The 24,618-nt window shown below is 37.5% G+C and carries 23 protein-coding genes and 1 pseudogene; 22 read left to right on the plus strand and 2 right to left on the minus strand.

Annotated elements, in window-relative coordinates; all coding sequences use genetic code 11:
• The first annotated feature begins 6 nt into the window (after positions 1–6).
• From IGL17_RS02835 to cshA, 11 genes are all read left to right on the plus strand, one after another.
• Positions 7–306: a hypothetical protein gene (locus IGL17_RS02835; RefSeq protein WP_016618173.1), complete on the plus strand. Its 300-nt coding sequence runs from the start codon at positions 7–9 to the stop codon at positions 304–306.
• 8 nt (positions 307–314) lie between these two features.
• Positions 315–1,403, plus strand: coding sequence for a DUF871 domain-containing protein (locus tag IGL17_RS02840; RefSeq protein WP_002358782.1), 1,089 nt, complete (start codon positions 315–317; stop codon positions 1,401–1,403).
• An 8-nt stretch (positions 1,404–1,411) separates the two neighbouring features.
• Positions 1,412–2,521 (plus strand): amidohydrolase/deacetylase family metallohydrolase, encoded by a 1,110-nt coding sequence (locus tag IGL17_RS02845; RefSeq protein ID WP_002355715.1) that lies wholly within the window; start codon positions 1,412–1,414, stop codon positions 2,519–2,521.
• Positions 2,511–3,617: a DgaE family pyridoxal phosphate-dependent ammonia lyase gene (locus IGL17_RS02850; protein ID WP_010707792.1), complete on the plus strand. Its 1,107-nt coding sequence runs from the start codon at positions 2,511–2,513 to the stop codon at positions 3,615–3,617. The genes IGL17_RS02845 and IGL17_RS02850 overlap by 11 nt, the downstream gene beginning before the upstream one ends.
• Before the next feature lie 3 nt (positions 3,618–3,620).
• A complete protein-coding gene (gene dagF, locus IGL17_RS02855) occupies positions 3,621–4,364 on the plus strand; it encodes a 2-dehydro-3-deoxy-phosphogluconate aldolase (RefSeq protein WP_002361094.1) in 744 nt (247 codons plus the stop codon).
• Positions 4,365–4,373: 9 nt separating this feature from the next.
• Positions 4,374–5,384, plus strand: a complete 1,011-nt coding sequence (locus tag IGL17_RS02860; protein ID WP_002415894.1) for a sugar kinase — start codon at positions 4,374–4,376, stop codon at positions 5,382–5,384.
• 93 nt (positions 5,385–5,477) lie between these two features.
• Positions 5,478–6,506, plus strand: coding sequence for a DNA topoisomerase II (locus IGL17_RS02865; RefSeq protein WP_016618067.1), 1,029 nt, complete (start codon positions 5,478–5,480; stop codon positions 6,504–6,506).
• Positions 6,503–6,949 (plus strand): YaiI/YqxD family protein, encoded by a 447-nt coding sequence (locus tag IGL17_RS02870; RefSeq protein WP_002376042.1) that lies wholly within the window; start codon positions 6,503–6,505, stop codon positions 6,947–6,949. Before IGL17_RS02865 ends, IGL17_RS02870 begins: the two co-directional genes overlap by 4 nt.
• 140 nt (positions 6,950–7,089) lie before the next feature.
• Positions 7,090–8,160 (plus strand): D-alanine--D-alanine ligase, encoded by a 1,071-nt coding sequence (locus tag IGL17_RS02875; RefSeq protein WP_002355721.1) that lies wholly within the window; start codon positions 7,090–7,092, stop codon positions 8,158–8,160.
• Positions 8,161–8,238: 78 nt separating this feature from the next.
• Positions 8,239–9,612, plus strand: coding sequence for a UDP-N-acetylmuramoyl-tripeptide--D-alanyl-D-alanine ligase (locus tag IGL17_RS02880; RefSeq protein WP_002355722.1), 1,374 nt, complete (start codon positions 8,239–8,241; stop codon positions 9,610–9,612).
• Positions 9,613–9,914: 302 nt separating this feature from the next.
• The gene (gene cshA / locus IGL17_RS02885; RefSeq protein WP_002355724.1) at positions 9,915–11,462 is read left to right on the plus strand and encodes a degradosome RNA helicase CshA; all 1,548 of its coding nucleotides are present in this window, start codon (positions 9,915–9,917) and stop codon (positions 11,460–11,462) included.
• A gap of 60 nt (positions 11,463–11,522) precedes the next feature.
• Here the strand turns inward: cshA and IGL17_RS02890 are convergent, their stop codons facing one another.
• The gene (locus tag IGL17_RS02890; protein WP_016618066.1) at positions 11,523–11,789 is read right to left on the minus strand and encodes a hypothetical protein; all 267 of its coding nucleotides are present in this window, start codon (positions 11,787–11,789) and stop codon (positions 11,523–11,525) included.
• Between the two features lie 304 nt (positions 11,790–12,093).
• Here IGL17_RS02890 and acpS point away from each other — a divergent pair, with 304 nt between their 5' ends.
• From acpS to lepB, 7 genes are all read left to right on the plus strand, one after another.
• Positions 12,094–12,447, plus strand: a complete 354-nt coding sequence (gene acpS, locus IGL17_RS02895) for a holo-ACP synthase (protein ID WP_002355727.1) — start codon at positions 12,094–12,096, stop codon at positions 12,445–12,447.
• A gap of 29 nt (positions 12,448–12,476) precedes the next feature.
• On the plus strand, positions 12,477–13,592 hold the full coding sequence (gene alr / locus IGL17_RS02900; protein ID WP_010712068.1) for an alanine racemase: 1,116 nt from the start codon (positions 12,477–12,479) through the stop codon (positions 13,590–13,592).
• A 15-nt stretch (positions 13,593–13,607) separates the two neighbouring features.
• Positions 13,608–13,985: a type II toxin-antitoxin system PemK/MazF family toxin gene (locus tag IGL17_RS02905; protein WP_002355729.1), complete on the plus strand. Its 378-nt coding sequence runs from the start codon at positions 13,608–13,610 to the stop codon at positions 13,983–13,985.
• A 321-nt stretch (positions 13,986–14,306) separates the two neighbouring features.
• Positions 14,307–15,002, plus strand: coding sequence for a hypothetical protein (locus IGL17_RS02910; protein ID WP_016618065.1), 696 nt, complete (start codon positions 14,307–14,309; stop codon positions 15,000–15,002).
• Between the two features lie 24 nt (positions 15,003–15,026).
• Complete coding sequence (locus tag IGL17_RS02915; protein WP_010775656.1) at positions 15,027–16,322, plus strand: hypothetical protein; 1,296 nt, start codon at positions 15,027–15,029, stop codon at positions 16,320–16,322.
• Positions 16,303–16,629, plus strand: coding sequence for a hypothetical protein (locus IGL17_RS02920; RefSeq protein WP_016618064.1), 327 nt, complete (start codon positions 16,303–16,305; stop codon positions 16,627–16,629). Before IGL17_RS02915 ends, IGL17_RS02920 begins: the two co-directional genes overlap by 20 nt.
• 57 nt (positions 16,630–16,686) lie before the next feature.
• A complete protein-coding gene (lepB, locus tag IGL17_RS02925) occupies positions 16,687–17,436 on the plus strand; it encodes a signal peptidase I (protein WP_016618063.1) in 750 nt (249 codons plus the stop codon).
• 54 nt (positions 17,437–17,490) lie between these two features.
• On the opposite strand, the pseudogene IGL17_RS02930 reads toward lepB, so the two are convergent.
• A pseudogene (locus tag IGL17_RS02930) lies at positions 17,491–18,965 on the minus strand (helix-turn-helix domain-containing protein).
• 173 nt (positions 18,966–19,138) lie between these two features.
• On the opposite strand from IGL17_RS02930, the gene IGL17_RS02935 reads away from it, so the two are divergent.
• From IGL17_RS02935 to IGL17_RS02950, 4 genes are all read left to right on the plus strand, one after another.
• A complete protein-coding gene (locus IGL17_RS02935) occupies positions 19,139–19,891 on the plus strand; it encodes a tyrosine-protein phosphatase (RefSeq protein ID WP_016618060.1) in 753 nt (250 codons plus the stop codon).
• Between the two features lie 78 nt (positions 19,892–19,969).
• Complete coding sequence (locus IGL17_RS02940; protein ID WP_002355737.1) at positions 19,970–20,200, plus strand: hypothetical protein; 231 nt, start codon at positions 19,970–19,972, stop codon at positions 20,198–20,200.
• Positions 20,201–20,320: 120 nt separating this feature from the next.
• Positions 20,321–22,993 (plus strand): YhgE/Pip domain-containing protein, encoded by a 2,673-nt coding sequence (locus IGL17_RS02945; protein WP_078126792.1) that lies wholly within the window; start codon positions 20,321–20,323, stop codon positions 22,991–22,993.
• A 220-nt stretch (positions 22,994–23,213) separates the two neighbouring features.
• On the plus strand, positions 23,214–24,383 hold the full coding sequence (locus IGL17_RS02950) for a cation diffusion facilitator family transporter (protein WP_016618058.1): 1,170 nt from the start codon (positions 23,214–23,216) through the stop codon (positions 24,381–24,383).
• Positions 24,384–24,618: the final 235 nt, after the last annotated feature.

Below are 24,618 nucleotides of genomic sequence, written 5' to 3' on the forward strand. Positions count from 1 at the left end.
TCTGATATGGATATCCTGCCCCTTCTAAGTCAGAGAAGAAAGTCAGGAGCGTATAAGATGATTATTTGGTTCATTTTCTTTTTTATCGTTAGTCAAATTATTATAGAAAAAGGGCAGTTGCCTACTGTTGTTTATCAACTTGGTTTAGTAAAGACATTGGTTTTTACGGCAGTTTGTATTACTCTTTCCATGATAATTGGCGGATTTCTAAATCAACCAGTATTGCTCGTTGGCTCTACAACAATCCTGTGTAGCTCGGTGATTGCTTGGAAATTTCGAAATAAATTTGAAAATAGCGGAGTGTGAGAACGAAGATGAAAAGAGCATTAGGTGTATCAGTTTATCCAGATCATAGTGATATCAATCAAGATAAAGCGTATTTAAAAAAAGCCAGCGAATGTGGGTTTACTCGAATTTTTATGAGTATGTTAGAAGTGACCGATGGCAAAGAAGCGGTTCAGAAAAAATTTAAAGAATTAATTAGTTATGCGAAAAATTTAGGATTTGAAACAATTTTAGATGTCGTTCCAAGTATCTTTGATGAATTGGAAATTTCATATGATGATTTGACTTTTTTCAGCGAATTAGGAGCTGATGGGATTCGGTTGGATACAGGGTTTGATGGAAATAAAGAAGCCATGTTGACGTTTAATCCATTCGGCGTGGCTATTGAGTTGAATATGAGTAATGATGTCGCTTATCTTGATAACATTTTGACGTATGAAGCGAATCGATCTTTTTTATATGGTTGTCATAACTTTTATCCACAAGCGGGAACTGCATTGCCGTATGATTTCTTTGAAAAATGTAGCATCCGTTTTAAAAAGGAAGGTATTCGGACAGCTGCTTTTATTTCATCACAGGTAGGTGAAATTGGTCCTTGGGATGTGAATGATGGGCTACCTACTTTAGAAATGCATAGACAGTTGCCAGTCACTGTTCAAGCTAAACATTTATTTGCAACAAATTTAATTGATGATGTTGTTATTGGAAATGCTTATGCTTCCAACGAAGAATTAGAAGCATTGGGTCAGTTGAATCGTTATCAAACAGAATTGACCATTGTTTTTGAAGAAGCGACTTCTGAAATTGAAAAAGAAATCGTAACAAAAAATCAACATTTTCGCCGTGGAGATATCACTCAGCAGATGATTCGTTCCACAGAAGTGCGTAAAAAATATAAAAATGAAGCTAATCCCCCACATGATAATCAAGCAATGCTACAACCTGGAGATGTTGTTGTGGGAAATGATGCATTTGGAAAATACAAAAATGAATTACAAGTCGTTTTAGAACCACATCAAGACTCACGCAAAAATCGAGTAGGGCGTATTATAGAAGAAGAACTTGTATTATTAGAATTCATTAAGCCTTGGACAAAATTTAGATTTATAGAAAAGTAGGGAAGAATATGGACTACGATTTACTTATAAAAAATGGACAGACAGTAGATGGTATGCCTGTTGAAATTGCAATTAAAGAGGAAAAAATAGCTGCTGTTGCAGCAACTATTTCAGGTTCTGCAAAAGAAACTATCCACTTAGAACCAGGTACTTATGTATCCGCAGGCTGGATAGATGATCACGTTCATTGTTTTGAAAAAATGGCTCTTTATTATGATTATCCAGATGAAATTGGGGTCAAAAAGGGTGTTACGACAGTGATTGATGCTGGGACAACAGGTGCTGAAAACATTCATGAATTTTATGACTTAGCGCAGCAAGCAAAAACAAATGTTTTTGGATTAGTCAATATTTCTAAATGGGGCATCGTTGCTCAGGACGAACTCGCAGATTTAAGTAAAGTACAAGCGAGTTTAGTCAAAAAAGCGATTCAAGAATTACCAGATTTTGTTGTAGGGATTAAAGCCCGTATGAGTAGGACCGTTATTGGCGATAACGGCATTACGCCTTTAGAATTGGCCAAACAGATTCAGCAAGAGAACCAAGAAATTCCCTTAATGGTTCACATTGGATCAGCACCGCCTCATTTAGATGAAATTTTAGCCTTGATGGAAAAAGGGGATGTCCTAACCCATTGTTTTAATGGGAAAGAAAATGGCATCTTAGACCAAGCAACGGATAAAATAAAAGATTTCGCTTGGCAAGCGTACAACAAAGGAGTCGTATTTGATATCGGGCATGGTACGGATAGTTTCAATTTTCACGTAGCTGAAACAGCGTTGCGCGAGGGAATGAAAGCTGCATCAATTAGCACAGATATCTACATCCGTAACCGAGAAAATGGTCCTGTTTATGATTTAGCCACAACGATGGAAAAACTCCGTGTGGTCGGCTATGATTGGCCAGAAATTATTGAAAAGGTAACCAAGGCTCCTGCTGAGAATTTCCATTTAACGCAAAAAGGCACGTTGGAAATAGGTAAAGATGCTGATTTAACGATTTTCACGATTCAAGCAGAAGAAAAAACATTGACTGATTCTAATGGATTGACACGAGTAGCCAAAGAGCAAATTCGCCCAATCAAAACAATTATTGGAGGACAAATCTATGACAATTAGTTACGAAAAATTCCACTTAAAAGAAGTCATCAATGCTTCTGGCAAAATGACCATTCTAGGTGTCTCCAAAGTTTCGGAGGCAGTCCTAGCAGCTCAACGATTCGGCGGCGAACATTTCTTTGAAATGAGTGAACTTAGTGTGCAAACAGGGGCCTTTTTAGCCAACTTGTTGAAGGTAGAAGATGCCCAAATCGTTTCCTCGGCTTCGGCGGGGATTGCCCAATCGGTGGCTGCCTTGATTGGAAAAGGCAGCTTGTACCACGCATATCATCCCTATACAGAAAAGATCGAACAGCGAGAGATTGTTTTACCTAAAGGGCACAACGTGGACTACGGCACGCCTGTAGAAGTCATGGTAGCGCAAGGCGGCGGCCAAGTGGTGGAAGCTGGCTACGCCAACATGTGCAGTCCAGAACACGTGGAAATGATGATTTCCGAAAAAACAGCGGCCATTCTATACATCAAAAGCCACCATACCGTGCAAAAAAGTATGCTGACGGTGGCCGAAGCGGCCAAAGTGGCGCAACGCCACAAGGTGCCGCTAATTGTTGACGCGGCAGCAGAAGAAGATCTTTTCAAATACACCGAAGCAGGCGCTGATTTGGTGATTTACAGCGGCGCCAAAGCCATTGAAGGGCCAAGTGCTGGTTTAGTGGTCGGGAAAAAAGAATACATTGACTGGGTGCGCCTGCAAGGCAAAGGCATTGGTCGAGCAATGAAAATTGGCAAAGACAATATCCTAGGCTTTACGCAAGCAGTGGAAGAATACTTGGCACATGGCAGTGAATCAGGGGCTTCGATGCAAGAGCGCTTAAAACCGTTTGTTGAAGCCATCAACAACCTGTCAGATTTAACCGCTAAAATCGTCCAAGATGGCGCCGGACGAGACATTTATCGCGCCAGTGTCAAAGTGGACGGCAGAAAAACCGCCAAGGAAGTCATCCAAGCGTTAAAAGCAGAAAGTCCAGCCATTTATACGCGAGAATATCAAGCAAACAATGGCATCATTGAGTTTGACATTCGTTCTGTCAATCAAGAAGAAATGAACAAAATCGTGCAACGATTACAAGAAATTATGGACACAAAGGAGAAATAAGCCATGTCATTAAAACCTAATTATTTAGAAGAACGCATTTGTTTAAACGTTTTAGCCAATTCAGTAGAAAATGCCCAAGCCTGTTATGAAGCAGCAGAAGGGCATGTTGTGTTAGGCGTCCTTTCAAAAAACTATGAAACCGATGAAGCAGCCATTGACGATATGAAAAAATACCAAGCAGCAACCAACAACGCTTTATCTGTCGGTTTAGGAGCTGGTGATCCAAATCAAAGTCAAATGGTGGCTCGCTTATCAGAAGTTTTACAACCGCAACACGTGAACCAAGTCTTCACAGGTGTCGGCGCTTCGCGGGCCTTACTTCGTCAAGACGAAACAGTGATTAATGGCTTGGTTTCACCCACAGGCAAAGTTGGCTATGTCAACATTGCGACAGGTCCGTTAAGCTCTGGTGCGCCAGCGGCGGAAGTACCTATCGAAACCGCCATCAAATTGTTGAAAGACATGGGGGGCAGTTCCATTAAATATTTCCCGATGAAAGGCTTGGCTCACAAAGAAGAATACCAAGCAGTAGCAGCAGCTTGTGCCAAGTATGACTTTTATTTAGAGCCAACAGGGGGCATTGATTTAGAAAACTTTGAAGAAATTGTTCAAATTGCGGTGGATGCCGGCGTTAAAAAAATCATTCCTCATGTCTACAGCTCAATTATTGATCAAGAAACAGGGGACACTAGAACAGAAGACGTGAAAACGTTACTAACCATGATGAAAAACACATTGAATAAGTAGGTGGCAAAGATGAAAATTGCTGCGTTTGGTGAAGTCATGCTTCGTTTCACTCCGCCAGAGTATCTAATGTTAGAACAAACAGAGCAGTTAAGAATGAACTTTGTAGGGACTGGCGTAAATCTCTTAGCAAATTTGGCTCATTTTCAACTAGAAACAGCATTGATTACGAAATTACCTGCCAATCGTCTTGGTGAAGCTGGCAAAGCAGCGCTAAGGAAGTTAGGAATTTCAGATCAATGGGTAGGAGAAAAGGGCGATCATATTGGTAGTTTTTTTGCAGAAATGGGTTATGGAATCCGACCCACACAAGTAACTTATCAAAATCGCCATCAGAGTGCTTTTGGCATCAGCGAGGCGAAGGACTACGATTTTGAGGCCTTTTTAGCGGAAGTAGATATGGTGCATATTTGTGGTATTTCGTTAAGTTTAACTGAAAAAACTCGTGATGCTGCTTTGATACTTGCTCAAAAGGCGCATGCCTGTCAAAAGAAAGTTTGTTTTGACTTTAATTATCGACCTAGTTTGAATACAGCAAATAGCGCACTCTTTATGCGTCAACAGTACGAACGCATTTTACCTTATTGTGATATTGTTTTTGGCAGTCGACGTGATTTGGTCGAGCTATTGGGTTTCATTCCGCGAGAAGATTTAGAAGGTGAGGCACAAGAAACTGAACTGATTCAGCGTTTCATGTCTCAATACAATTTGGAATGGTTTGCTGGGACAACGAGAAGTCATTCCCAAAATCAAAACTACTTAAGTGGGTATTTATATACCCAAAATGAGTACCAACAGAGTGAAAAAAGACCGCTTCTTAATCTTGATCGAATTGGTGCTGGTGATGCTTATGCGGCGGGGATTTTATATGGCTATAGCCAAAATTGGTCGTTAGAAAAGGCAGTTACCTTTGCCACAGTCAATGGGGTCCTTGCACATACGATTCAAGGAGATATTCCTTTGACAACGGTCAAACAAGTGAATCACGTTCTTGAGCATCCGAATATTGATTTAATTCGTTAAAGAAGAAAACCAGAAGAAAAGTCGTGTGTGGCTTTTCTTCTGGTCTTTTTTTCATTATAATTAAAAGAAACAGATTGCAAAGGAGGCAGCAGGATGAGTGTTGCACATCTTTTAACAGTTTTAGAAAATGATGAATTTATTGAACGGATTCAAAAACGACCAGAAGCGTTCATTGGAACGACTGGCTTAGTCGGCTTAGAGAATTTACTTGTTCAGACAATTAACGGTTTATTAGAGTTTTTCATTGAAAAGAATCAAGGGAAAATTGCTATACAGTTATCGCGTCAACAAATCTCTTTTCAGGTATCTTCCACACGACCGCTTGTTTTTGAACAAAAGCAAGTCGATTTAGAACCACCTTTTCTGTATTTATCTGTTTTACAAGCCTTCTCAAAACAAGTAGGAATCAGTATCGATCAAGAAAAACAGCGGACTATTTTTATTTATCATCAAGGGCAATTGAAAAAACGATTATTATTACCTATTGAAGAAACCCAGGAACGAATTGAAGTCTTGTTTTGGCCAGATACGCAAATTTTTGGTACAGAATCACTTTCTTATATGCGTGTTTTACAACAATGTCAACAGATTGCCATGTTGAATCCAGGCTTAAAGATTCTCTTAACACAAGAAGAGGAACAAAAAAATCTTTGTTATTACCCTAAAGGTTTAAGTAATTATTTATTTGAAAAAGATAACCCATTAACTAGAAAAGCTGCACCGATTATTCAAGCAAAGCAAACAGAATTGGCCCTTGTTCAATTTATTTTGAGTAAAAATCATGCACCGCAAGTGCAAAAAACATTTGTTAATGGGCATTATCCCAGTCTTGGTGGAACCCACTATGAGGGTTTTCTTGATGGCGTAGTGGCCGCCTTTAATCAATTTTTAGAGGAACAACATTACTCATTATCTGTGACAGCAGATAGTTTTTTAGCAGAATTTGATTTTGTTTTAGCCATTACGATACCAAAGCCCCGCTACACGGATGCAACGAAAACCATTTTAAGAAATACAGAGTTATATGAAGTGGTTAAAGAAGTCGTTTTTGACGAATTACAACACTACTTTCAACGTCATCCCAAATGGTTAGAGCAAGGAAGAATCGAGAGAAATGAATGAAAATTTTTGTCGATGGCGATGGTTCACCTGTGAAAGAGACGGTTATTGAAGTCGCTGTAGAGAAAGCTTTGGATGTGGTGATTGTTACTAGTGTAGATCATTATTCCTTAAAAGATTATCCAGAAAATGTCTCTTTTGTGTATGTTGATAAAGGAGCGGATGCTGCTGATTTTAAAATTGTGCAGTTAATAAAAAAAGGGGATCTTTTAATTACACAAGATTATGGCTTAGCTTCCTTGGTTTTGCCAAAAGGAGTGTTGGTTTTACATCAACTGGGTTATCAATATACGAAAGAAAATATTGATGGCTTGTTAGAACAACGCTATTTTAGTGGCCAAATTCGGCGAAAAGGTGGCCGAACGAAAGGACCTAAACCTTTTACAGACAAAGATAGAACAACGTTTAAACAAGCCCTTATTGAGCTGGTGGAACGGAGTCTTTAGCAAGGAAAAGGCAAGCAAAGAATTTTTCCTTCACTAAATTTGCTTCTATTATGAAACTGGGTTTTATGCTAAAATAAGTAAGGATAATTTGAAAAATAATTTTTTCTAAAAGACAGGAAAGAAACTAGGAGGACAAGCATTTGAAGATTATTTTGTTGTATGGCGGCAGAAGTGAAGAGCACGATGTGTCTGTTTTGTCTGCATATTCCGTTTTAAATGCAATCTATTATAAATATTATCAAGTACAGTTAGTCTTTATTAGTAAAGACGGTCAATGGGTAAAAGGCCCTCTCTTATCTGAACGACCACAAAATAAAGAAGTTTTACATTTAACTTGGGCACAAACACCTGAAGAAACAGGCGAATTTTCAGGAAAACGAATCAGTCCTTCGGAAATTTATGAAGAAGAAGCGATTGTTTTCCCTGTTTTACATGGGCCAAATGGTGAAGATGGAACAATTCAAGGATTCATGGAAACCATTAATATGCCTTATGTAGGCGCAGGTGTCTTAGCTAGTGCTAACGCAATGGACAAAATCATGACGAAATATCTTTTACAAACTGTTGGCATTCCACAAGTACCATTCGTGCCAGTTTTAAGAAGTGACTGGAAAGGAAATCCAAAAGAAGTCTTTGAAAAATGTGAAGGTTCTTTAATTTATCCGGTCTTTGTTAAACCTGCCAATATGGGTTCTAGTGTCGGAATTAGCAAAGCGGAAAATCGTGAAGAATTGCAAGAAGCATTGGAAGAAGCTTTCCGTTATGATGCCCGAGCAATTGTTGAACAAGGGATTGAAGCACGTGAAATTGAAGTAGCCATTTTAGGAAATGAAGATGTCCGTACGACTTTACCTGGTGAAGTGGTGAAAGATGTCGCTTTCTATGATTATGATGCAAAATACATCAATAACACGATTGAAATGCAAATCCCAGCGCATGTTCCAGAAGAAGTAGCTCATCAAGCGCAAGAATACGCTAAAAAAGCGTATATTATGTTAGATGGAAGTGGCTTAAGTCGCTGTGATTTCTTCTTAACAAGCAAAAACGAATTATTCCTGAATGAATTGAACACCATGCCTGGTTTTACTGACTTTAGTATGTATCCTTTACTGTGGGAAAATATGGGCTTGAAATACAGTGATTTAATTGAGGAACTGATTCAGTTAGCTTTGAATCGTTTTAAACAACGCCAAGAATTTTATAATAACTAAGAAGAAAAAATCACACAAGACTGGGACATGACAAGACTTTGGCATGTCCCAGTCCCTGTGTCAGAGGAGCAAAACATAATGAAATTAACCTTCTGGGAAGTAGCGCAAGCGGTTGAAGCCAGTAATGATTGGCAACAATGGCCTGATTTTCCTTTAACAGGCATTGAATTTGATAGTCGTAAAATTGTGAAAGGAAATCTCTTTGTTCCTTTACAAGGTGAAAATGATGGTCATCGTTTTATTGAGAGTGCCATGGCTAATGGCTGTCAGGCCGCTTTTTGGGGACAGGATTTAGTCGATGCGCCGCAACAATTGCCTGTTTTGCATGTTACTGATCCACTGGTTGCTATGCAAAAATTAGCTACCTATTATTTAAATAAAATGCAACCGAATGTCATCGCTGTGACTGGCAGTAATGGAAAAACTACCACTAAAGATTTGATTGCTGCTGTGTTATCTGAAAAGTTTGTGACTTACAAAACGCAAGGCAATTACAATAATCAAATTGGCTTACCCTATACTATTTTACACATGCCTGATGAAACAGAAAAACTGATTTTAGAAATGGGCATGGATCATGCTCAGGAAATTTCTTTCCTTTCCAATCTGGCTCAGCCAGAAGTTGCTGCCATCACAATGATTGGCGAAGCCCATGTGGAAAATTTAGGCTCACGAGCAGGCATTGCACAAGCAAAAATGGAAATCGTAGATGGTTTAGCCAAAGACGGTAGTTTATTTGTGCCAAGCGATGAACCTTTGCTAGAACCATTGGTGGAAAAAGTCACGCAACAAGTGATTACTTTTGGTTTTAGCCAGGAAAGTCAACTTCAAGGAATCGTCACAAATGAAGCCAAAGAGCAAACCTCATTCAAAATCAGTGATACACAAATGACGTTTACGATTCCAGTGCCAGGAACCTATAATGTCACCAATGCATTAATCGCAATTGGCATTGGTCGGTATTTCCAATTAACGGATAGTGAGATTCAAAAAGGGTTGGCTACAGCGGAACTAACAAAGAATCGGACAGAATGGCTGAAAGCAGCGAATGGGGCCGAAATTTTAAGTGATGTGTACAATGCCAATCCGACAGCTATGGGTCTTGTTCTGGACAGTTTTAGCAAAATGTCCAAAGTAGGAAAACGAATTGCTGTTTTAGGAGACATGCTGGAATTAGGTCCTGATTCTGCTGCCATGCATCAAGCAATGGCGCAGCATTTAGCCCCAGATGCGATTGAAGAAGTCTTTTTATATGGTTCTGAAATGGCTTATTTAGCTGATAAATTGCAAGAAACCTATGCACCAGCTAACATTCATTCTTTTAAAAAAGAAGAAAAAAATGAGTTGATTGAAGCTGTCAAAAAAGTTTTACAGCCAGAAGACATGGTGGTTTTAAAGGGAAGTAACGGGATGGGACTTCGTGAAGTCATCGATGCACTTTTGGAAAAGTAAATAAGTTTCATAAAACTTGCTGAAAATGGGATTCTATGATAGAATGACCTATTGCCGGAAGATGACGAGAAAAATTGAATCGTAGTAAATAAAATAGATCTATTTCTATGTTTAATAATAAATGTGAAGCTGAACGACCACGTTTGGCTTTTCTAATGCCATAAGGTGAATTTTTCGGTGAAATCAGGAAAGAAGAAATAGTTGGCACACTATAATGGATTTCTTTTTAACAACTGAAAGTGAAGACACCTGAAACTAGGAAGAAATCGTTCTTTCCGAAACAAAATCTAGGAGGATATCATTTGAAATTTAAAGAACTTGGTTTAGCGCCAGAATTATTATCAGCGGTAGAACGCGCAGGCTTCGAGGAAGCAACCCCTATTCAATCAGAAACAATTCCGTTAGCGTTAGCAGGAAAAGACGTAATCGGACAAGCACAAACAGGAACAGGGAAAACCGCTGCTTTTGGCTTACCAATGCTTAACAAAATTGACGCAGACAACCGCGTTATTCAAGGATTAGTCATTGCACCAACCCGTGAGTTGGCTATCCAAACACAAGAAGAGTTATTCCGTTTAGGCCGCGATAAAAAGATTCGCGTCCAAGCCGTTTACGGTGGGGCTGATATCGGTCGCCAAATCCGTGGACTAAAAGATCGTCCACATATCGTTGTAGGTACACCAGGACGTTTACTAGACCATATTAACCGTCGTACCTTGAAATTAGAAACTGTTGAAACATTAGTTTTAGACGAAGCAGATGAAATGTTAAACATGGGCTTCTTGGAAGACATTGAAAAAATCATCTCACAAGTGCCAGAACAACGTCAAACACTTCTATTTTCAGCAACTATGCCGCCAGCAATCAAGAATATTGGCGTGAAATTCATGAAACAACCAGAACATGTGAAGATTAAAGCCAAAGAAATGACGGCTGATTTAATTGATCAATATTATGTACGTTCAAAAGACTTTGAAAAATTTGACATTATGACACGTTTACTAGACGTGCAAACCCCAGAATTGACCATTGTCTTTGGTCGGACAAAACGCCGTGTTGATGAACTTGCCCGCGGGTTAGAAGCGCGTGGTTACAAAGCAGAAGGCATCCATGGCGACCTATCACAACAAAAACGGATGAGCGTTTTACGTTCATTCAAAAATGGTAACTTAGATATCTTAGTGGCAACAGATGTAGCAGCACGTGGGTTAGATATTTCAGGTGTCACCCATGTCTATAACTACGATATTCCACAAGATCCAGAAAGTTATGTTCACCGTATTGGTCGGACAGGTCGTGCTGGTAAAGGCGGTATGTCTGTGACGTTTGTAACACCTAACGAAATGGGTTACTTACATGTCATCGAAAACCTAACGAAAAAACGGATGACACCATTACGCCCACCAACCGAAAAGGAAGCATTTAAAGGACAATTAAGTGCAGCTGTTGAAACCATCGAAAGTGATCTAGAAGAAAATGGTTTAGACAAATATCTAGAATCTGCTGAAGCGTTATTAGAAAAATATTCAGCGACAGACTTAGCTGCGTTATTATTAAAAACAGTAGCGAAAGATCCAGCAGATGCGGTTCCTGTAAAAATTACCCCAGAACGTCCATTGCCTTCAAATAAAAAAGGCTTTAACAAAAATGGCCGTGGTGGTGGCGGTGGGAACAACCGTAATCGCAACCGTGGTGGCAATGGTAAAGGTGGCAGCTATCGTGGCAACAAAAACCATAAAGATGGCGACCGTAATTACAAAAATAGCGACCGCAAAAATAAAGATCAACGTGGCGGCAAACGTCATAACGATAAAAAACGTGGTTTCGTCATTCGCGAAAACGCTAAATAATCAAAAGAGCGAGTGTTCCGTCTATGAACGGAACACTCGCTCTTTTTTGGTAGATAATCGTTAAATAGAAAAACTTAAAAAAAGTAAAAAAGGCATCAAAATGATATAGAAAAAGAAAAACGCCAAAATTATCCAAGTTTTCAACGAGGAAGTTAGATTGAAGAGTTTCAGTTTTTGTTGTAGCAAATGAATGGTTATAATCCAAACCAGTTGCAAGAGAAAAAATAGGCTGGGATTTTTAAAGAAGATTGGAAATATGTAGAGCAACAAAGTAAAAATAAACAGGGCGCAACGAAGTAACTTTTTTTGCCGAGAAGTTAAAGTCATACGTTTTTCTCCTTTTTCTTTTTATTCTCCCATAAGTAGACAAAATTTGCTATAAAATATTAGAACATCCGCTTAGTTTCCTGATTTTTTTCCGATACTTCTTAGTTGTTGTCTTACTTTTATAAAAATTCAGAAAAATTTTATAAAAATGTAAATAGGAAGAAAACGTATGGTACTTCAATTTGTGTGAGGATCTTGTAAAACATTCTTTATTTTTTTAGCGAATCAGTGGAAAAATTTTGAAATTTTGTTAAAATGAAAGGTAATTCGGAGTAACTATATTAAATAGGAAGTAAGGCGGAAAATGATAAAGGGAATTGGTATTGACGCAGTAGAATTAAGTCGGATAAAACCGATTGTTGAAAAACAAGGATCATTTATTCAACGGGTTTTAACACCTAACGAATTGACCCTTTTTGAAAAGTTATCTACAAAACGTCAAATAGAATTTTTAGCTGGTCGTTTTGCTTGTAAAGAAGCGTTCTCTAAAGCATGGGGCACAGGGATTGGTAAAGTTGGTTTACAAGATATTGAGGTGCTGACTGAAAAAACAGGTGCACCATACGTAGCAAACTCGCCCCATAATGGTAAAGTGTTTGTCTCGATTACGCACACAGATACTATGGCGATTGCACAAATTGTTTTAGAAAGCGAATAATAGAAGCAACGAAGAAAGAAGGATGTACAATGGTCGTTGGATGGCATCGTCCTACACGGTTACATATCGATACGCAAGCAATTACTGAAAATGTCCAAAAGGAATGTCAACGTTTGCCAGAAGGAACCGCTTTATTTGCGGTTGTAAAAGCGAACGGCTATGGGCATGGCGCCGTAGAAACCGCCAAAGCGGCGAAAAAAGGTGGCGCGACAGGCTTTTGTGTCGCCTTATTGGATGAAGCAATTGAATTGAGAGAAGCAGGTGTTCAGGACCCCATTTTAATTTTGAGTGTGGTAGACTTAGCTTATGTGCCTTTGTTGATTCAATATGATTTGTCTGTAACGGTAGCTACACAAGAATGGTTAGAAGCTGCTCTTCAACAACTAACGCCTGAGAGTAACACGCCATTACGTGTTCATTTAAAAGTCGATACTGGCATGGGACGGATTGGCTTTTTAACCCCGGAAGAAACTAAGCAAGCAGTGCGGTTTGTTCAATCCCACAAAGAATTTTTATGGGAAGGGATTTTTACTCATTTTTCAACAGCTGATGAAATCGATACAAGCTATTTTGAAAAACAAGCAGGGCGTTTTAAGGCTGTTCTAGCAGTTTTAGAAGAGTTACCTCGGTATGTCCATGTTAGCAATAGTGCGACAGCGTTATGGCATCCTGATGTGCCAGGAAACATGATTCGCTATGGGGTAGCCATGTATGGATTGAACCCTTCAGGTAATAAGCTTGCCCCAAGCTATGCGTTAAAGCCGGCCTTACGGTTGACCAGTGAACTCATCCATGTAAAACGCTTAGCGGCTGGTGAAGGGATTGGCTATGGCGAAACCTACGTAACTGAAGCTGAAGAATGGATTGGGACAGTGCCAATCGGCTATGCAGATGGCTGGTTGCGTCATCTCCAAGGATTTACAGTGCTCGTGAATGGTAAGCGTTGCGAAATCGTCGGACGAGTGTGTATGGATCAATGTATGATTCGTTTAGCAGAAGAAGTTCCTGTCGGCTCAGTCGTTACATTAGTTGGAAAAGATGGCAATGAAGAAAATACGTTACAAATGGTAGCCGAAAAATTAGAAACCATTCATTATGAAGTTGCATGTACTTTCTCACAAAGAATCCCCAGAGAATATAACTAGATAGGAGGTTCCACTATGGTCAAACGCGGAGATATTTATTTTGCAGACCTTTCCCCAGTAGTGGGCTCGGAACAAGGTGGCGTCAGACCTGTCCTTGTTGTCCAAAATAACTTAGGTAATCATTTTAGCCCAACGATTATCGTTGCGGCGATCACAGCCAAAATGGCAAAGCCAAAATTGCCAACACATATCGGGATTAATTCTGATGAAACGGGCATTGAAAAAGATTCAGTGATTCTTTTAGAGCAGATTCGAACAATCGATAAGGGTCGCTTGAAAGAAAAAGTTTGTCATTTGAGACTTGATATTATGGAAGAAGTTGATCGTGCCTTAGGCATCAGTGTTGGACTTAGTAGCGATTCAGCCCCAGCAAAAGCAAATTCAGCTACATAAAGAACGATAGCTACTATGAAATCAACAAAGACTAATTGGATTTTTTTAAAAGCGACTGATCTAGTTCGGTTCGTTAAACATAGTTTGAGTAAAAGCGAGAGAGATAGCCAAGTGGCATCTCTCTTGTTTTTTTGTTTTGTATTTAAAAAATTAAAATATAAATATAAAATTCAAATTTTTATCATCTTATTTTAAATAAAGTTGTTGGCAAGGCTCAAACGGAATGTTACAATCAATACTATATAGAGTTTTTAAAGAGCGTAACAGGTGATTTTACAAGTTTTGATTGTCGAGCGATGACATAAAGGAGATTATATTTGTATGATGATTGTTGTACTTTTAATGAGTAGTTGCTTATTTTTATTTGTAAGCTATCAATTGTATTTGCGATTACTTGTCGAAAAACTGGATTCAGAGGACCGGATATTAAAGAGGAAAATAAATTTCTATAAGTATCAGAAAAATAGTCGTTTAATGATTTATTTATTGTTTAGTGTTTGTCTACTTAGCGTATTATTGTTAGGAATTGTTTATACATATTATCAATTAAATCAACGAAATATCCGCATGGAACAACGGATCGAGCGTTTGGCACAGGGCCAAGCTACTCAAGGTGACAAAATAAAAAAACAAGCGATTAAAAAAACAGCCTTAAATCAGTTTCCCTGGAAGCAAGCTGTTTCGGCAGAATCGGCCGCTGTCTTGACGAATTATGAATTACAATTAGCGCGTGAATGGCGTCCTTACCTCGGAGAGACGAGTATCACAATGATTAGAAGTGAAAAAACACAAACCTTGACACTGTCTGTTTTTTTAGTTGGCTTAAGTTACCATGAATTTCAAACAGGCCAAGACAATATTGTAGCACTTATTGCAGCGTTGAATTCAGTTAAAGAAATTACCATGATTGATTTTAATTTTACTTATCGAGATCAAGAGCAAACCCTTGTCAAATCCATTGATACGTATGCTCGTGAGACACTTGAAACAAATTTGGAGCCTGTAGTGATTAGTTAAAAGGACGAGAGAAAGGACATATATATGACAAAAAGACGTTTAATCAAAAAAATTAAAGATATTTCGGATGATACGCTTGAAAAAGAAGTCTTTTTTCAGCCAGGATTCGAACCAGAAAAAATAATTAGCGGAATCAAACCAGAACAACAGGAAAAAGAAATGGCGACGTTAAGAGAAAGGCTCGCCTACTATCAGAAAAAAGAAACAGCCTTTAAAAAACTTCAAGAAGAAAATGAGCAATTAAAGAACCAACAAGAAACGGAAAAACAAGCATTAGAAGAAAAAAATCAGGCATTACTTGAAACACTAAATCAAAAAGAACATGAAATTTTTGAATTGGAAGAGCAACTGGAAACGAACAGTGAAACCACGACAGAGGCTACTGCTCTTCAAACAAATCTGCAAAATGCAGAAAAACAATTAACCACTGTACATAATCAAATGGAACGTTTAGAAAGTGAATTAACGCAGCAAGTGGCAGAATTAGAAAAAGAATCGGCTGAACAGCAACAACATATCCAGACATTACACAACCAGTTAGCAGAAGAAAAAGGAAAGTTGGAGAAAAAAGGGGATATTACAGGAATGGAAAAGCAAGTAGAAACGTTAACGACAGAATTAGAAGAAAGTACAACGACTCAACAAGCATTGCAGGAACAAATTGAAAAACTAACTGTACAATTACAAAAAGTAGAAGCCGAAAAACAAGCCTTACAAGAGGCTGCCCAACAAGAAGTGATTGTGAAACAGCGCATGGAGGAGCTAAAGAATGAGCTTCAAAATAGTTTACAACAAAAAAATGAAGCAGAAGTAAAACTAGGTCGACTACAAGGTGTCAATGACAAACATCTTGCTGAAAAGCAAGTTTACCAAGGAGAATTAGCTGCTCTAAGAAAAGAAGTAGAGGCCAAAGAAGACAATTTAGAACAAGTTCAAAAAGAATTGAAGACACTACAAGCCGTTTCAAAAAATATTGAACCGAGTAGTGAGCAGTTAACAGAACTGCTACGCGCAAAACAGCAAATTAACGATTTATTAATGAAAAATCAGCAATTACAAGAAGAGGCTTTAAAATCGCAACAAGAAATTGGCGAAGTGATGGTTTCTGCCAAAAAAGAAGCCAATCGGATTGTTAATGAAGCGAAAGTAGAAGCAAAACACCTAATCAATTCTGCAGAATTAGAAATGTTAAATATTGGTAATCGAGCGAAAAGTATTTCGAATGAAGTCGAAGCATCAAAAGTAGAAGTACTTGAGATTTATCGCGAATTAGAGGAACGCTTAACTAAACTGACACGTCTTGAACAAGATAACTATTAATAAAATGGTCAGTAAAAAGTTAACGGGAGCAAGGAAACTACATTGTCTTGGGGTCCTTTTTTTAGCTGTTACACTAAGTGGCTCTGCAGAACGATTACAGGCTGCTGCTGTCTCAAAGGAAGAGCAGTCGCTAAGGCAACCGCTTATCAGGAAAAACATAGTAACAGAGAAGAGCGAATATCTTGTAGAAGCAAATCAAAGTATTTGGGAGCTGGCACAAGATGCGCAGAAACCATTGAATCAGTTTATGAAGGAAAACCAGTTACGTAGTAGCTATATTAAAAAAGGAACGCAATTAGTTAAATAGAAAAAAGGAGCAAGAAAGGAAAAGTTTATTTAAGAAGCTTTTCCTTTTAAGAAAACGATGAAAGAATGGATAAAGCCCGTTATGCGAACAATTCGCCACATTAAGCGCGCCTTCTTGAAGCAAAAGTTGCCTGCGACATATCAGCTAAAAAAGCAAAAGACTAACAAAGCAACGGAATATTTGCTTGAGCAAACAGATAACCATCAATCAATAAGAGGACCGAAAAGAAAAATGACTGCTGAAGAGATTAAAAAAAAGCGGCAAGCCTACCAAAAGAAACAACGCATCCAAGTCGTTAAATTTTTTATGCCAGCTATTCTTTTCGCCATTTTTGTGTTCTTTTTTGTGTTAAAGACATCTAGCTACCCAATTGCTGGGCAATCCATGAAGCCGACACTTAACGCAGGGGAACGAGTCTTAGTACAACGGACGAAGCAAGTAACAAGGTACGATGTGATTGCATTTAAAGCACCGTTGGCTAGCACAGGTACGTACGTCAAGCGAATTATCGGGGTTCCTGGTGATCAAATTTGGGTAAACGAGACAAAACTTTATCTTTCGGAAGGACCTACAGCAAGTGATAATGAGGCACTGCCTGAGAATGCCAGTCGTTTTGACTTATCAGAAGAAGCGGCAGCCCAACTTCGCCTGTTTCAGAAGATTCCAGCTGGTCATTACTTTGTCTTAGGGGACAATCGTACGCATTCAAGTGATAGTCGTACGTTCGGCTTTGTCGAGATACAAGCGATTGAAGGAATCGTGGTGTTTAAAATGGCGCCGTTTAAGGAAATAGGGAAAGTAAAATAAAAAGCTTAAGTCAGCCATTTAAGAGTAGGGCACTTAAGCTTTTCTTTTTAGAGATTATTTGCCCAATAACAATTGAATGATTTTTTCAATTGATTGCAGGTCATAACGATTACTAATATCCGAAAAAATATAGTAATGGTCATACTGGGCAACGAGCTGTTCATTATTGGTATTCATTAAAAGCAAATCATAATGGTTTTCTGCGTTGTAAGGCTCAATTTTCAGCGGATATTTTCCAGCGATACTCTGTTGTATTTTTTGTGCTACCAACTCGCTATAGGCACTGCTCAGTGAGTGATAAACACCAATCGTTATTTTTTTTTCATTTAATTCAGCAATGTGATTCAAAATAAGCGTATAATTAATTTCAGTAAATTGATTTTGGTATTTAGAAATAGTGGCTTCTGTGGCAAAGTTCGTTGTAGCGATTTCCACTAATTCGTAAACTTCACTTTCACTAAAAGGATGACGTAAGACTTTCAAAAGTGACTGAATTGTCCAATAATCAAAGGGTAAAATAAATCCAGAAAAATAGTAGAGTTGCGCATGTAATTGAAAAAGTAAATTTTCAATATAAAGTAATCGAATAGGCAGTACGTAATGAGATAGATAACCATGTGCTTTAAGATACGTTAAAATAACTCGGTTCATTTCGTTAAGATACGTTTTTTCGATTCGTTGTTGTTTTGCTAAACGAAAGGCGAAAGCAGCATTCGCAGAATAATTATGCATGGAACAGAAAAAGTCATAAAACATATAGGCTTCGTTGATTGTATATGGACGGTCGATTCTTTTCATATATGTATAGATAAATTAATTTCTTCAAATAAAGGTCGATCAAGTTGCGCATCATGCGGACTAATCGTTGGCAGAGGTTCTAAAACCATACGACGAAAAGAAATTTTCATCCAAAGCTTAATTTGAAGAATTTCTGTATGGTCAAAGGTAATTCTGGGGATTTCTTGTAATATCTCGATTAATCCTAGGTATTGATTGGCCAGTTCTTTTTCTAAATCTGTTTTTTCTTCAAAGATAAACCAGAAAAAATTAAAAAAGAAAAAGCGAATTTGTTTTTCTTCGCCGATAAGTTTTCCTCGTTTGATACATAAATTAAACTCATTGAGTAAGTCATTTAATTCAACAATTTTTCGATAATAGGTAGCAGAGCTGATGGCATAATTCTGTTGAAAATACCCGCCATTTATTTTATTTTTATGAAAGAGTTGCTGAACCATATGAAACTTAATAGATTTATTCAAGAACAACATGATCATTGCTTTCATGGAAAAGGTTGGCGCTTTATTTAGATAAAGGGTATCACCTAGTACAGTCATGGTGAGGCTTTCTTGGAGTTGCTCTTCTTTCAAAAATTGCTCTAAAAAAGAAAGATATTCATTCAATGTTGGTAAACTAATATTGAAAAAATCTACTAATTCATTTCGTGTCGCTTGGCCTTTATTATTATATAGGAACAATAGAATATCATTCATATAATCATACGGTTTTTCTAAAAAATCTCGTTTTAACATCGTTGCTCACCTCTCTTTTAAGAATACTGTATCTATGATAAAATGGCAATAAACAACTGATAAAAAGATTGTTTTTTGAAGTGTTTTTTATTATCATTGAGAAAAAGAAATAAAAAGAAAAAACAAAGTATTTAAATGACAACAAAATAATTAAAATGAAGGAGCGATAGAACATGAACAGCGTAGTGAACTTTAGAGATATTGGAGGATTTCCAACGCAACAAGGTACAGTTGTCAAGACAGGGCATTTTTTTCGGAGTGGTGAACTCGTCAATGTTGCACAAGCGGATCAACAGAAACTGGTAGAGGACTATCAAATTAAACGAATCTATGATTTTAGAAGTGCAGCAGAAACGCAAGAACGACCAGATGATTCAATTCAAGGAACCAACTATTTACATATAGATATTTTGGCCGATATTCAGGCACAGACCGCTTCATTAGAAGGAATGCTTAAAACGGTTGGTTCACCCGATGCAGCAATGGACATGGCTTATAAAGAGATGGTTCTTTCCAATTCGGGCCGCAAAGGTTACCAAACATTTTTTGAAAACTTTTTAAGTTATCCACAGGAAGCTATTTTATTTCATTGTTTCGCAGGAAAAGATCGAACAGGAATCGGTGCAGCCTTGATATTAAGTGCTTTAGGTGTGGAACATTCATATATTTTAGAAGATTATTTAAAGACGAATGAGCAAAGAAAAGCCGCTAACGAGCAGATTATTGCACAATATCAAGCAAATGGAACCTCTTCAGCAGAAATTCAACAATTAGAAACGCTGCTTTATGTGAAAAAAGAGTACTTAGCGACCGCTTTACAGGCGATTGAAAAAGAATTTGGTTCGGTAGAGGGCTATTTAAAAGAGGGACTCGGCTTACCTTTATCCGCCAAAAAAGACATGCTAAGTCTGTACACAAAATCATAGATCCTAAAAAAAGGACTATCCTTTCTAAAAAAGAAGTTTTATAATAGAAAAGAATCTGTTTGTAAGGAGGGATAGGGAATGAAAGAAGGACAAGAACAATTCTTAACGTTCATACTAGATCGAACAAAAGAAGATAAAAAAGAAAAAATGCAAGCGCTACTTGCAGAAATGTTTGAACGCCAACAAACAGGCAAACTAGATAAAATGTACTTGATGACAAAAGCACCAAAACTTTTGGCTTATTTAAAACCAGAAGCCATTGATGAAGTTAAACAAGTCGTTTCGGAATTTTCTAAAAATATGAAATAAACAATCTTAGCTTGAACTTACGACATTTTAAAAATGTGTCGTAACATTCAAGCTTTTGTTTGTTATTCTCTTGTATTTTATGCTAAAGTTATTCAGGCACAAAAAAAAGCAGGTGATTTTATGAAACATATAAAAAATACATGGGAACTATTTATTTTAGATTGGAAAAGAATTTTTAAAAACCCAGTAGCAACATTTTTGATTGTTGCCTTAATGATTATTCCATCATTATATGCATGGTTTAACATTAAAGCACTATGGGATCCGTATTCAAATACAGGAGAGTTACCAATAGCGGTCTATAGTGATGACCAAACAGCAACTTTTCAAGATAAATCGGTCAATATTGGTGATGAAGTCTTGAAAAACTTGAAGAAAAACAAGCAATTAGGTTGGCGTTTTGTTGATTCGAAAAAGGAATTAGACAAAGGGGTCCAATCAGGAAAATATTTTGCCGGGATTTATTTACCTAAAGATTTTTCCAAAGATTTGCTAAGTTTTACTTCTGGTGATATCAATAAACCTAAAATTGAATACTCAATCAATGAAAAAATTAATGCAATTGCGCCGAAAATTACGTCAAAAGGCGCTTCTTCCATTCAGTCACAAATTTCGGAAGAATTCATCAAAACAGCAAGTAGTACGTTAATCAAAACATTCAATGATATTGGCTATGATATTGATAAAAACATGGTCAGCATTCAAAAAGTTAAGAGCATGATTTTAGATACAGATGCCAACATTGGAACCATTGATACGTATGCAAAACAAGTCACAGACTTACATGGTAAGATGCCTGAGCTAAAAGAAAAATTAGCGAAAGCCAACGATGCGATGAAATATTTACCTGAAGTGGATGCTTTAGGAGAGAAGATTGTTGAGCTAAATGGCAAAATGCCAAGCATCAAAGAACAAGCTAGTGTTATTTTGACGTTACAAGAAAAAATTCCAGAAATTCAAAACGCTGGCCGACAAATTGCTATGATTGATGAAGACTTTGCCTCTGTGGAACAAACAATGAGCGAAGGAATCCAAGAAGCAAAACAAGGATTAGAAATCATTCAACAAGTTCAAACGGCGTTACCAGATATTCGTAAACTAGGTGATCAAGCCAATGATTTAGGGAATGTCACATTAGATGGCGCCACTCAATTGGAAAAGGCGTTACCTGGAATTACTCAAAGTGTGGGGACGATTTTAAAAGCAATTGGAACAATTAGCGCTGGTGTAAATACAGCACTAGAAGATTTAAAAAATCATCGTTTACCAGTTGAAGAAAGAGAAGCAATTAAGCAACAACTGTCTGAAAGTTTAGGAAAACAACATGAAAATATCCAACAGCTGATTCAACTGTTTACACAAATGCAAGAAGCAACAGGTAGTGAGGCGTTACAAGATACTATCAATAAATTGAAAACGATTGATGGTATTGTAGTTAGGTTAAAAACAGATGTTGATAACATTGATGTGAACGCGGTAACTGATGAACGATTGGAAGAAATTCAAAAAGAAGCACAACAAATTGAGAGCTTCGTAAGTGAAAAAAATATTGACCCTGATGCAATTGAAAATACAGTAAGCACCATTTTAAACAAACTAACTAGTACCATCCAAAACGCTCAAGGTCAACTAAACAAAGCGCAACAAATTGACTTTGAAGGATTATTGAGCTCAACAAGTCAAACGGTCACTAATGCGATTTCTTTATTAGAAAAATATCAAGCCGAAATGCCGGCAATTAAACAAGAAATTCATGATGCGAATACGATGTTGAATGGCAATATGGAAACCATTGTCAATGGCATTAATCGTGGTGCTGATTTGTATAAAAATGATTTACCAGTCATTCAAGACAAAGTCAGCAAAGCGGCAGCCTTTATGCAAAATGACTATCCAGGTATCCGAAAAGATTTAACGAATACCTTGAAAACAGTCAATGAGAAAATGCCAGATGTTGAAGCGGCCTTAGACAAAGCCAACGAGCTGATTATTAATGATTGGCCAAATATCAAAACAGGATTACACAAAGCAGCGAATGCAATCCGTAAAGGTGAAAAAGAAGTTGACTTAGGCGAAATTCTTAAATTACTAAAATTAGATGCCAATAAAGAAAGTGACTTCTTTACACAACCAGTTGAAGTCAAAGAACATGCTGTTTATCCGATTGCTAATAATGGTTCGGCAAGTACGCCATTCTATACAGCTTTGTGTTTATGGGTTGGCGCTGTGTTATTCTCAAGTGTTGCGACAACGGATGTTTATCTCGAAGGAAAAGATAAAAAACGCTTCTCTAAACGGGAACAATTTTCAGCACGGATGTTTACCTTCATTGTCATGGGGATTGGTCAAGCACTGATTGTAACCTTAGGTAATTACTTTGCGTTAGGCGTAGATGTTCGTAATCCAGCGTATAGTGTCTGGTTTGCGGTATTGATTGCCATTACGTTTATGATAATGGTTTATGTGCTCGTTGCTCTCTTTGGCAATGTAGGGAAAGGAATTGCGATAATAATCTTGGTACTATCCATCTCTGGTGGGGGTGGGAACTACCCAATTCAAGTCTCAGGTAAATTCTTCCAAATGATTAATCCGTTCTTGCCGTTTACGCATGCCGTGAACTTGCTAAGGGAATCAGCAGGAGGCATTTACTGGCCAAATGCTTGGTTTGCCATTTGGATTATGGTGGGGATTTCAGTCGTCTTTAGTATTGGCGGCGCAATTCTTTATCCACATCTGGAACACAGATCGAAAAAATTTGCGGCTTTAGCACAAAAGAGCCATTTATTCCATTAAAAAACAAAAAGCTGAAAACGTCTCTAGCGTTTTCGGCTTTTTGTTTTTCTTTATTTTCAAGGCAACCCTAACAAAGAAGTTTTGGGGGCTCTTGCTTTTGACTTTTTGGCAATGCTAAATAATAAAATCTCCCTCAGAAAGTGAGGTTTTTTGTGTACAAATGTATAAAAAGGTTTTATAGTATTTTTTTAAGAAATAAAAAGTGGGTAGGGGTTGTAAAATGATTCAAGCATTGCTTCAACGATATGAGAAAAAAATTGAACGTCGTAAATTGGAAAAACGAACAGCATTCGGTGCTTTTGCCGGGCGGATTGGGCTTGTTTCTAATTTATTTTTATTCGTTAGTAAATTTATGATTGGCTTGCTTTCAGGTAGTGTTTCAATCATGGCAGATGCCATTAATAGCTTGTCCGATACTATTTCTTCAGTTTTAACATTAGTCGGTTTTTATATTGCTGGTAAGCCAGCGGATAAAGAACATCCCTATGGCCATGAACGTTTTGAATATATTAGTGGAATGCTTGTATCATTAGTGATTACGTTTATTGGGTTTGAGTTTCTAACGACCTCCGTTGATCGCATCCTGCATCCAGAATCAATCAAGGTGACACCCATTTTATTTGCTGTTTTAGCTTTATCAATTGGGATTAAAATTTGGCAAGGGCTGTTTTACAAAAAAGTATCAGCAAAAATTGATTCTCAAGCATTAGTTGCTTCTGCTAAGGATAGCTTTAATGATGTTTATACTACATTAGCTGTTTTGGTTTCTGCATTTATTGAAGGCGTCACTGGTTTGCGAATTGATGGATATATTGGTTTTTTAATTGCTGCATATATTATTTATAGTGGCTTGCAGTTAATTCGCGAATTTATTAATGAGTTGATGGGCATGCGTCCGAGCCAAACAGAAATTGATGAAATGAAGAATGTCTTATCAAAAATGGAAACAATTGTAGGGTATCACGATTTACTGATTCATAATTATGGTCCTAGCCAAACGTTTGCGTCTGTTCACATTGAAATTGATGATCGCTGGGATTTAAATAAAGCCCATCAGACAATCGATGCGATTGAAGAGAAGTTTAAAGAAGAATTGGATGTTAATCTTGTTTGTCATATTGATCCAGTGAATTTGTATGACCCAACACAACAATTTGTTCATCAAACAATCAAAAAGATTATTCGTTCTTTTGATGCGTCTTTAAAAGTTCATGATATCCGTTTAGTTACCCATGGCGAAGAGCCGAAGATTTTGTTCGACTTGGTTTTGCCTACAGAATCAAAATTATCTGAATTTGAACTGGGTGTGGAAATTCAGCGGCAAGTTTATGAAAAAATTGGTCGTTATAAAGTGGAAATTACCTTCGATCATACGTACTTGTTACAATAAAAGGGAATAATTAACTAAGTTTTTAAGCGAGAGCCAAAAGGTCAAATAGACTTTTAGCTCTCGCTTTTTTGTTTAGAGAATGCAAATCCTTTTGTTATCTGGATTCTCTTGATAAGATAAAGGAAGCGGGGGACTTTAAATGAGTGTCTGATTAAAAAAAGATGGTGATTTTTTTATCTTTTTCAGTAACAAAAATCAATTGACTTTTCATTGTGAGAAGCGTAGCATATGGATT

Origin of the sequence: Enterococcus sp. AZ088, assembly GCF_051714845.1 — a bacterium.
GTDB classification, from domain to species: Bacteria; Bacillota; Bacilli; order Lactobacillales; family Enterococcaceae; genus Enterococcus; species Enterococcus faecalis.

What these genes read in the sequence shown, in the direction of transcription:
- lepB (WP_016618063.1), top strand. Translation starts at nt 16,687, where the DNA reads ATGAAAGAATGGATAAAGCCCGTTATGCGAACAATTCGCCACATTAAG.
- IGL17_RS02890 (WP_016618066.1), bottom strand. Translation starts at nt 11,789, where the DNA reads ATGACTTTAACTTCTCGGCAAAAAAAGTTACTTCGTTGCGCCCTGTTT.
- IGL17_RS02950 (WP_016618058.1), top strand. Translation starts at nt 23,214, where the DNA reads ATGATTCAAGCATTGCTTCAACGATATGAGAAAAAAATTGAACGTCGT.
- dagF (WP_002361094.1), top strand. Translation starts at nt 3,621, where the DNA reads ATGTCATTAAAACCTAATTATTTAGAAGAACGCATTTGTTTAAACGTT.
- IGL17_RS02910 (WP_016618065.1), top strand. Translation starts at nt 14,307, where the DNA reads ATGATGATTGTTGTACTTTTAATGAGTAGTTGCTTATTTTTATTTGTA.
- IGL17_RS02860 (WP_002415894.1), top strand. Translation starts at nt 4,374, where the DNA reads ATGAAAATTGCTGCGTTTGGTGAAGTCATGCTTCGTTTCACTCCGCCA.
- IGL17_RS02865 (WP_016618067.1), top strand. Translation starts at nt 5,478, where the DNA reads ATGAGTGTTGCACATCTTTTAACAGTTTTAGAAAATGATGAATTTATT.
- IGL17_RS02945 (WP_078126792.1), top strand. Translation starts at nt 20,321, where the DNA reads ATGAAACATATAAAAAATACATGGGAACTATTTATTTTAGATTGGAAA.
- IGL17_RS02940 (WP_002355737.1), top strand. Translation starts at nt 19,970, where the DNA reads ATGAAAGAAGGACAAGAACAATTCTTAACGTTCATACTAGATCGAACA.
- IGL17_RS02935 (WP_016618060.1), top strand. Translation starts at nt 19,139, where the DNA reads ATGAACAGCGTAGTGAACTTTAGAGATATTGGAGGATTTCCAACGCAA.
- IGL17_RS02915 (WP_010775656.1), top strand. Translation starts at nt 15,027, where the DNA reads ATGACAAAAAGACGTTTAATCAAAAAAATTAAAGATATTTCGGATGAT.
- alr (WP_010712068.1), top strand. Translation starts at nt 12,477, where the DNA reads ATGGTCGTTGGATGGCATCGTCCTACACGGTTACATATCGATACGCAA.
- IGL17_RS02850 (WP_010707792.1), top strand. Translation starts at nt 2,511, where the DNA reads ATGACAATTAGTTACGAAAAATTCCACTTAAAAGAAGTCATCAATGCT.
- acpS (WP_002355727.1), top strand. Translation starts at nt 12,094, where the DNA reads ATGATAAAGGGAATTGGTATTGACGCAGTAGAATTAAGTCGGATAAAA.
- IGL17_RS02840 (WP_002358782.1), top strand. Translation starts at nt 315, where the DNA reads ATGAAAAGAGCATTAGGTGTATCAGTTTATCCAGATCATAGTGATATC.
- IGL17_RS02845 (WP_002355715.1), top strand. Translation starts at nt 1,412, where the DNA reads ATGGACTACGATTTACTTATAAAAAATGGACAGACAGTAGATGGTATG.
- IGL17_RS02835 (WP_016618173.1), top strand. Translation starts at nt 7, where the DNA reads ATGGATATCCTGCCCCTTCTAAGTCAGAGAAGAAAGTCAGGAGCGTAT.
- IGL17_RS02870 (WP_002376042.1), top strand. Translation starts at nt 6,503, where the DNA reads ATGAAAATTTTTGTCGATGGCGATGGTTCACCTGTGAAAGAGACGGTT.
- IGL17_RS02880 (WP_002355722.1), top strand. Translation starts at nt 8,239, where the DNA reads ATGAAATTAACCTTCTGGGAAGTAGCGCAAGCGGTTGAAGCCAGTAAT.
- IGL17_RS02905 (WP_002355729.1), top strand. Translation starts at nt 13,608, where the DNA reads ATGGTCAAACGCGGAGATATTTATTTTGCAGACCTTTCCCCAGTAGTG.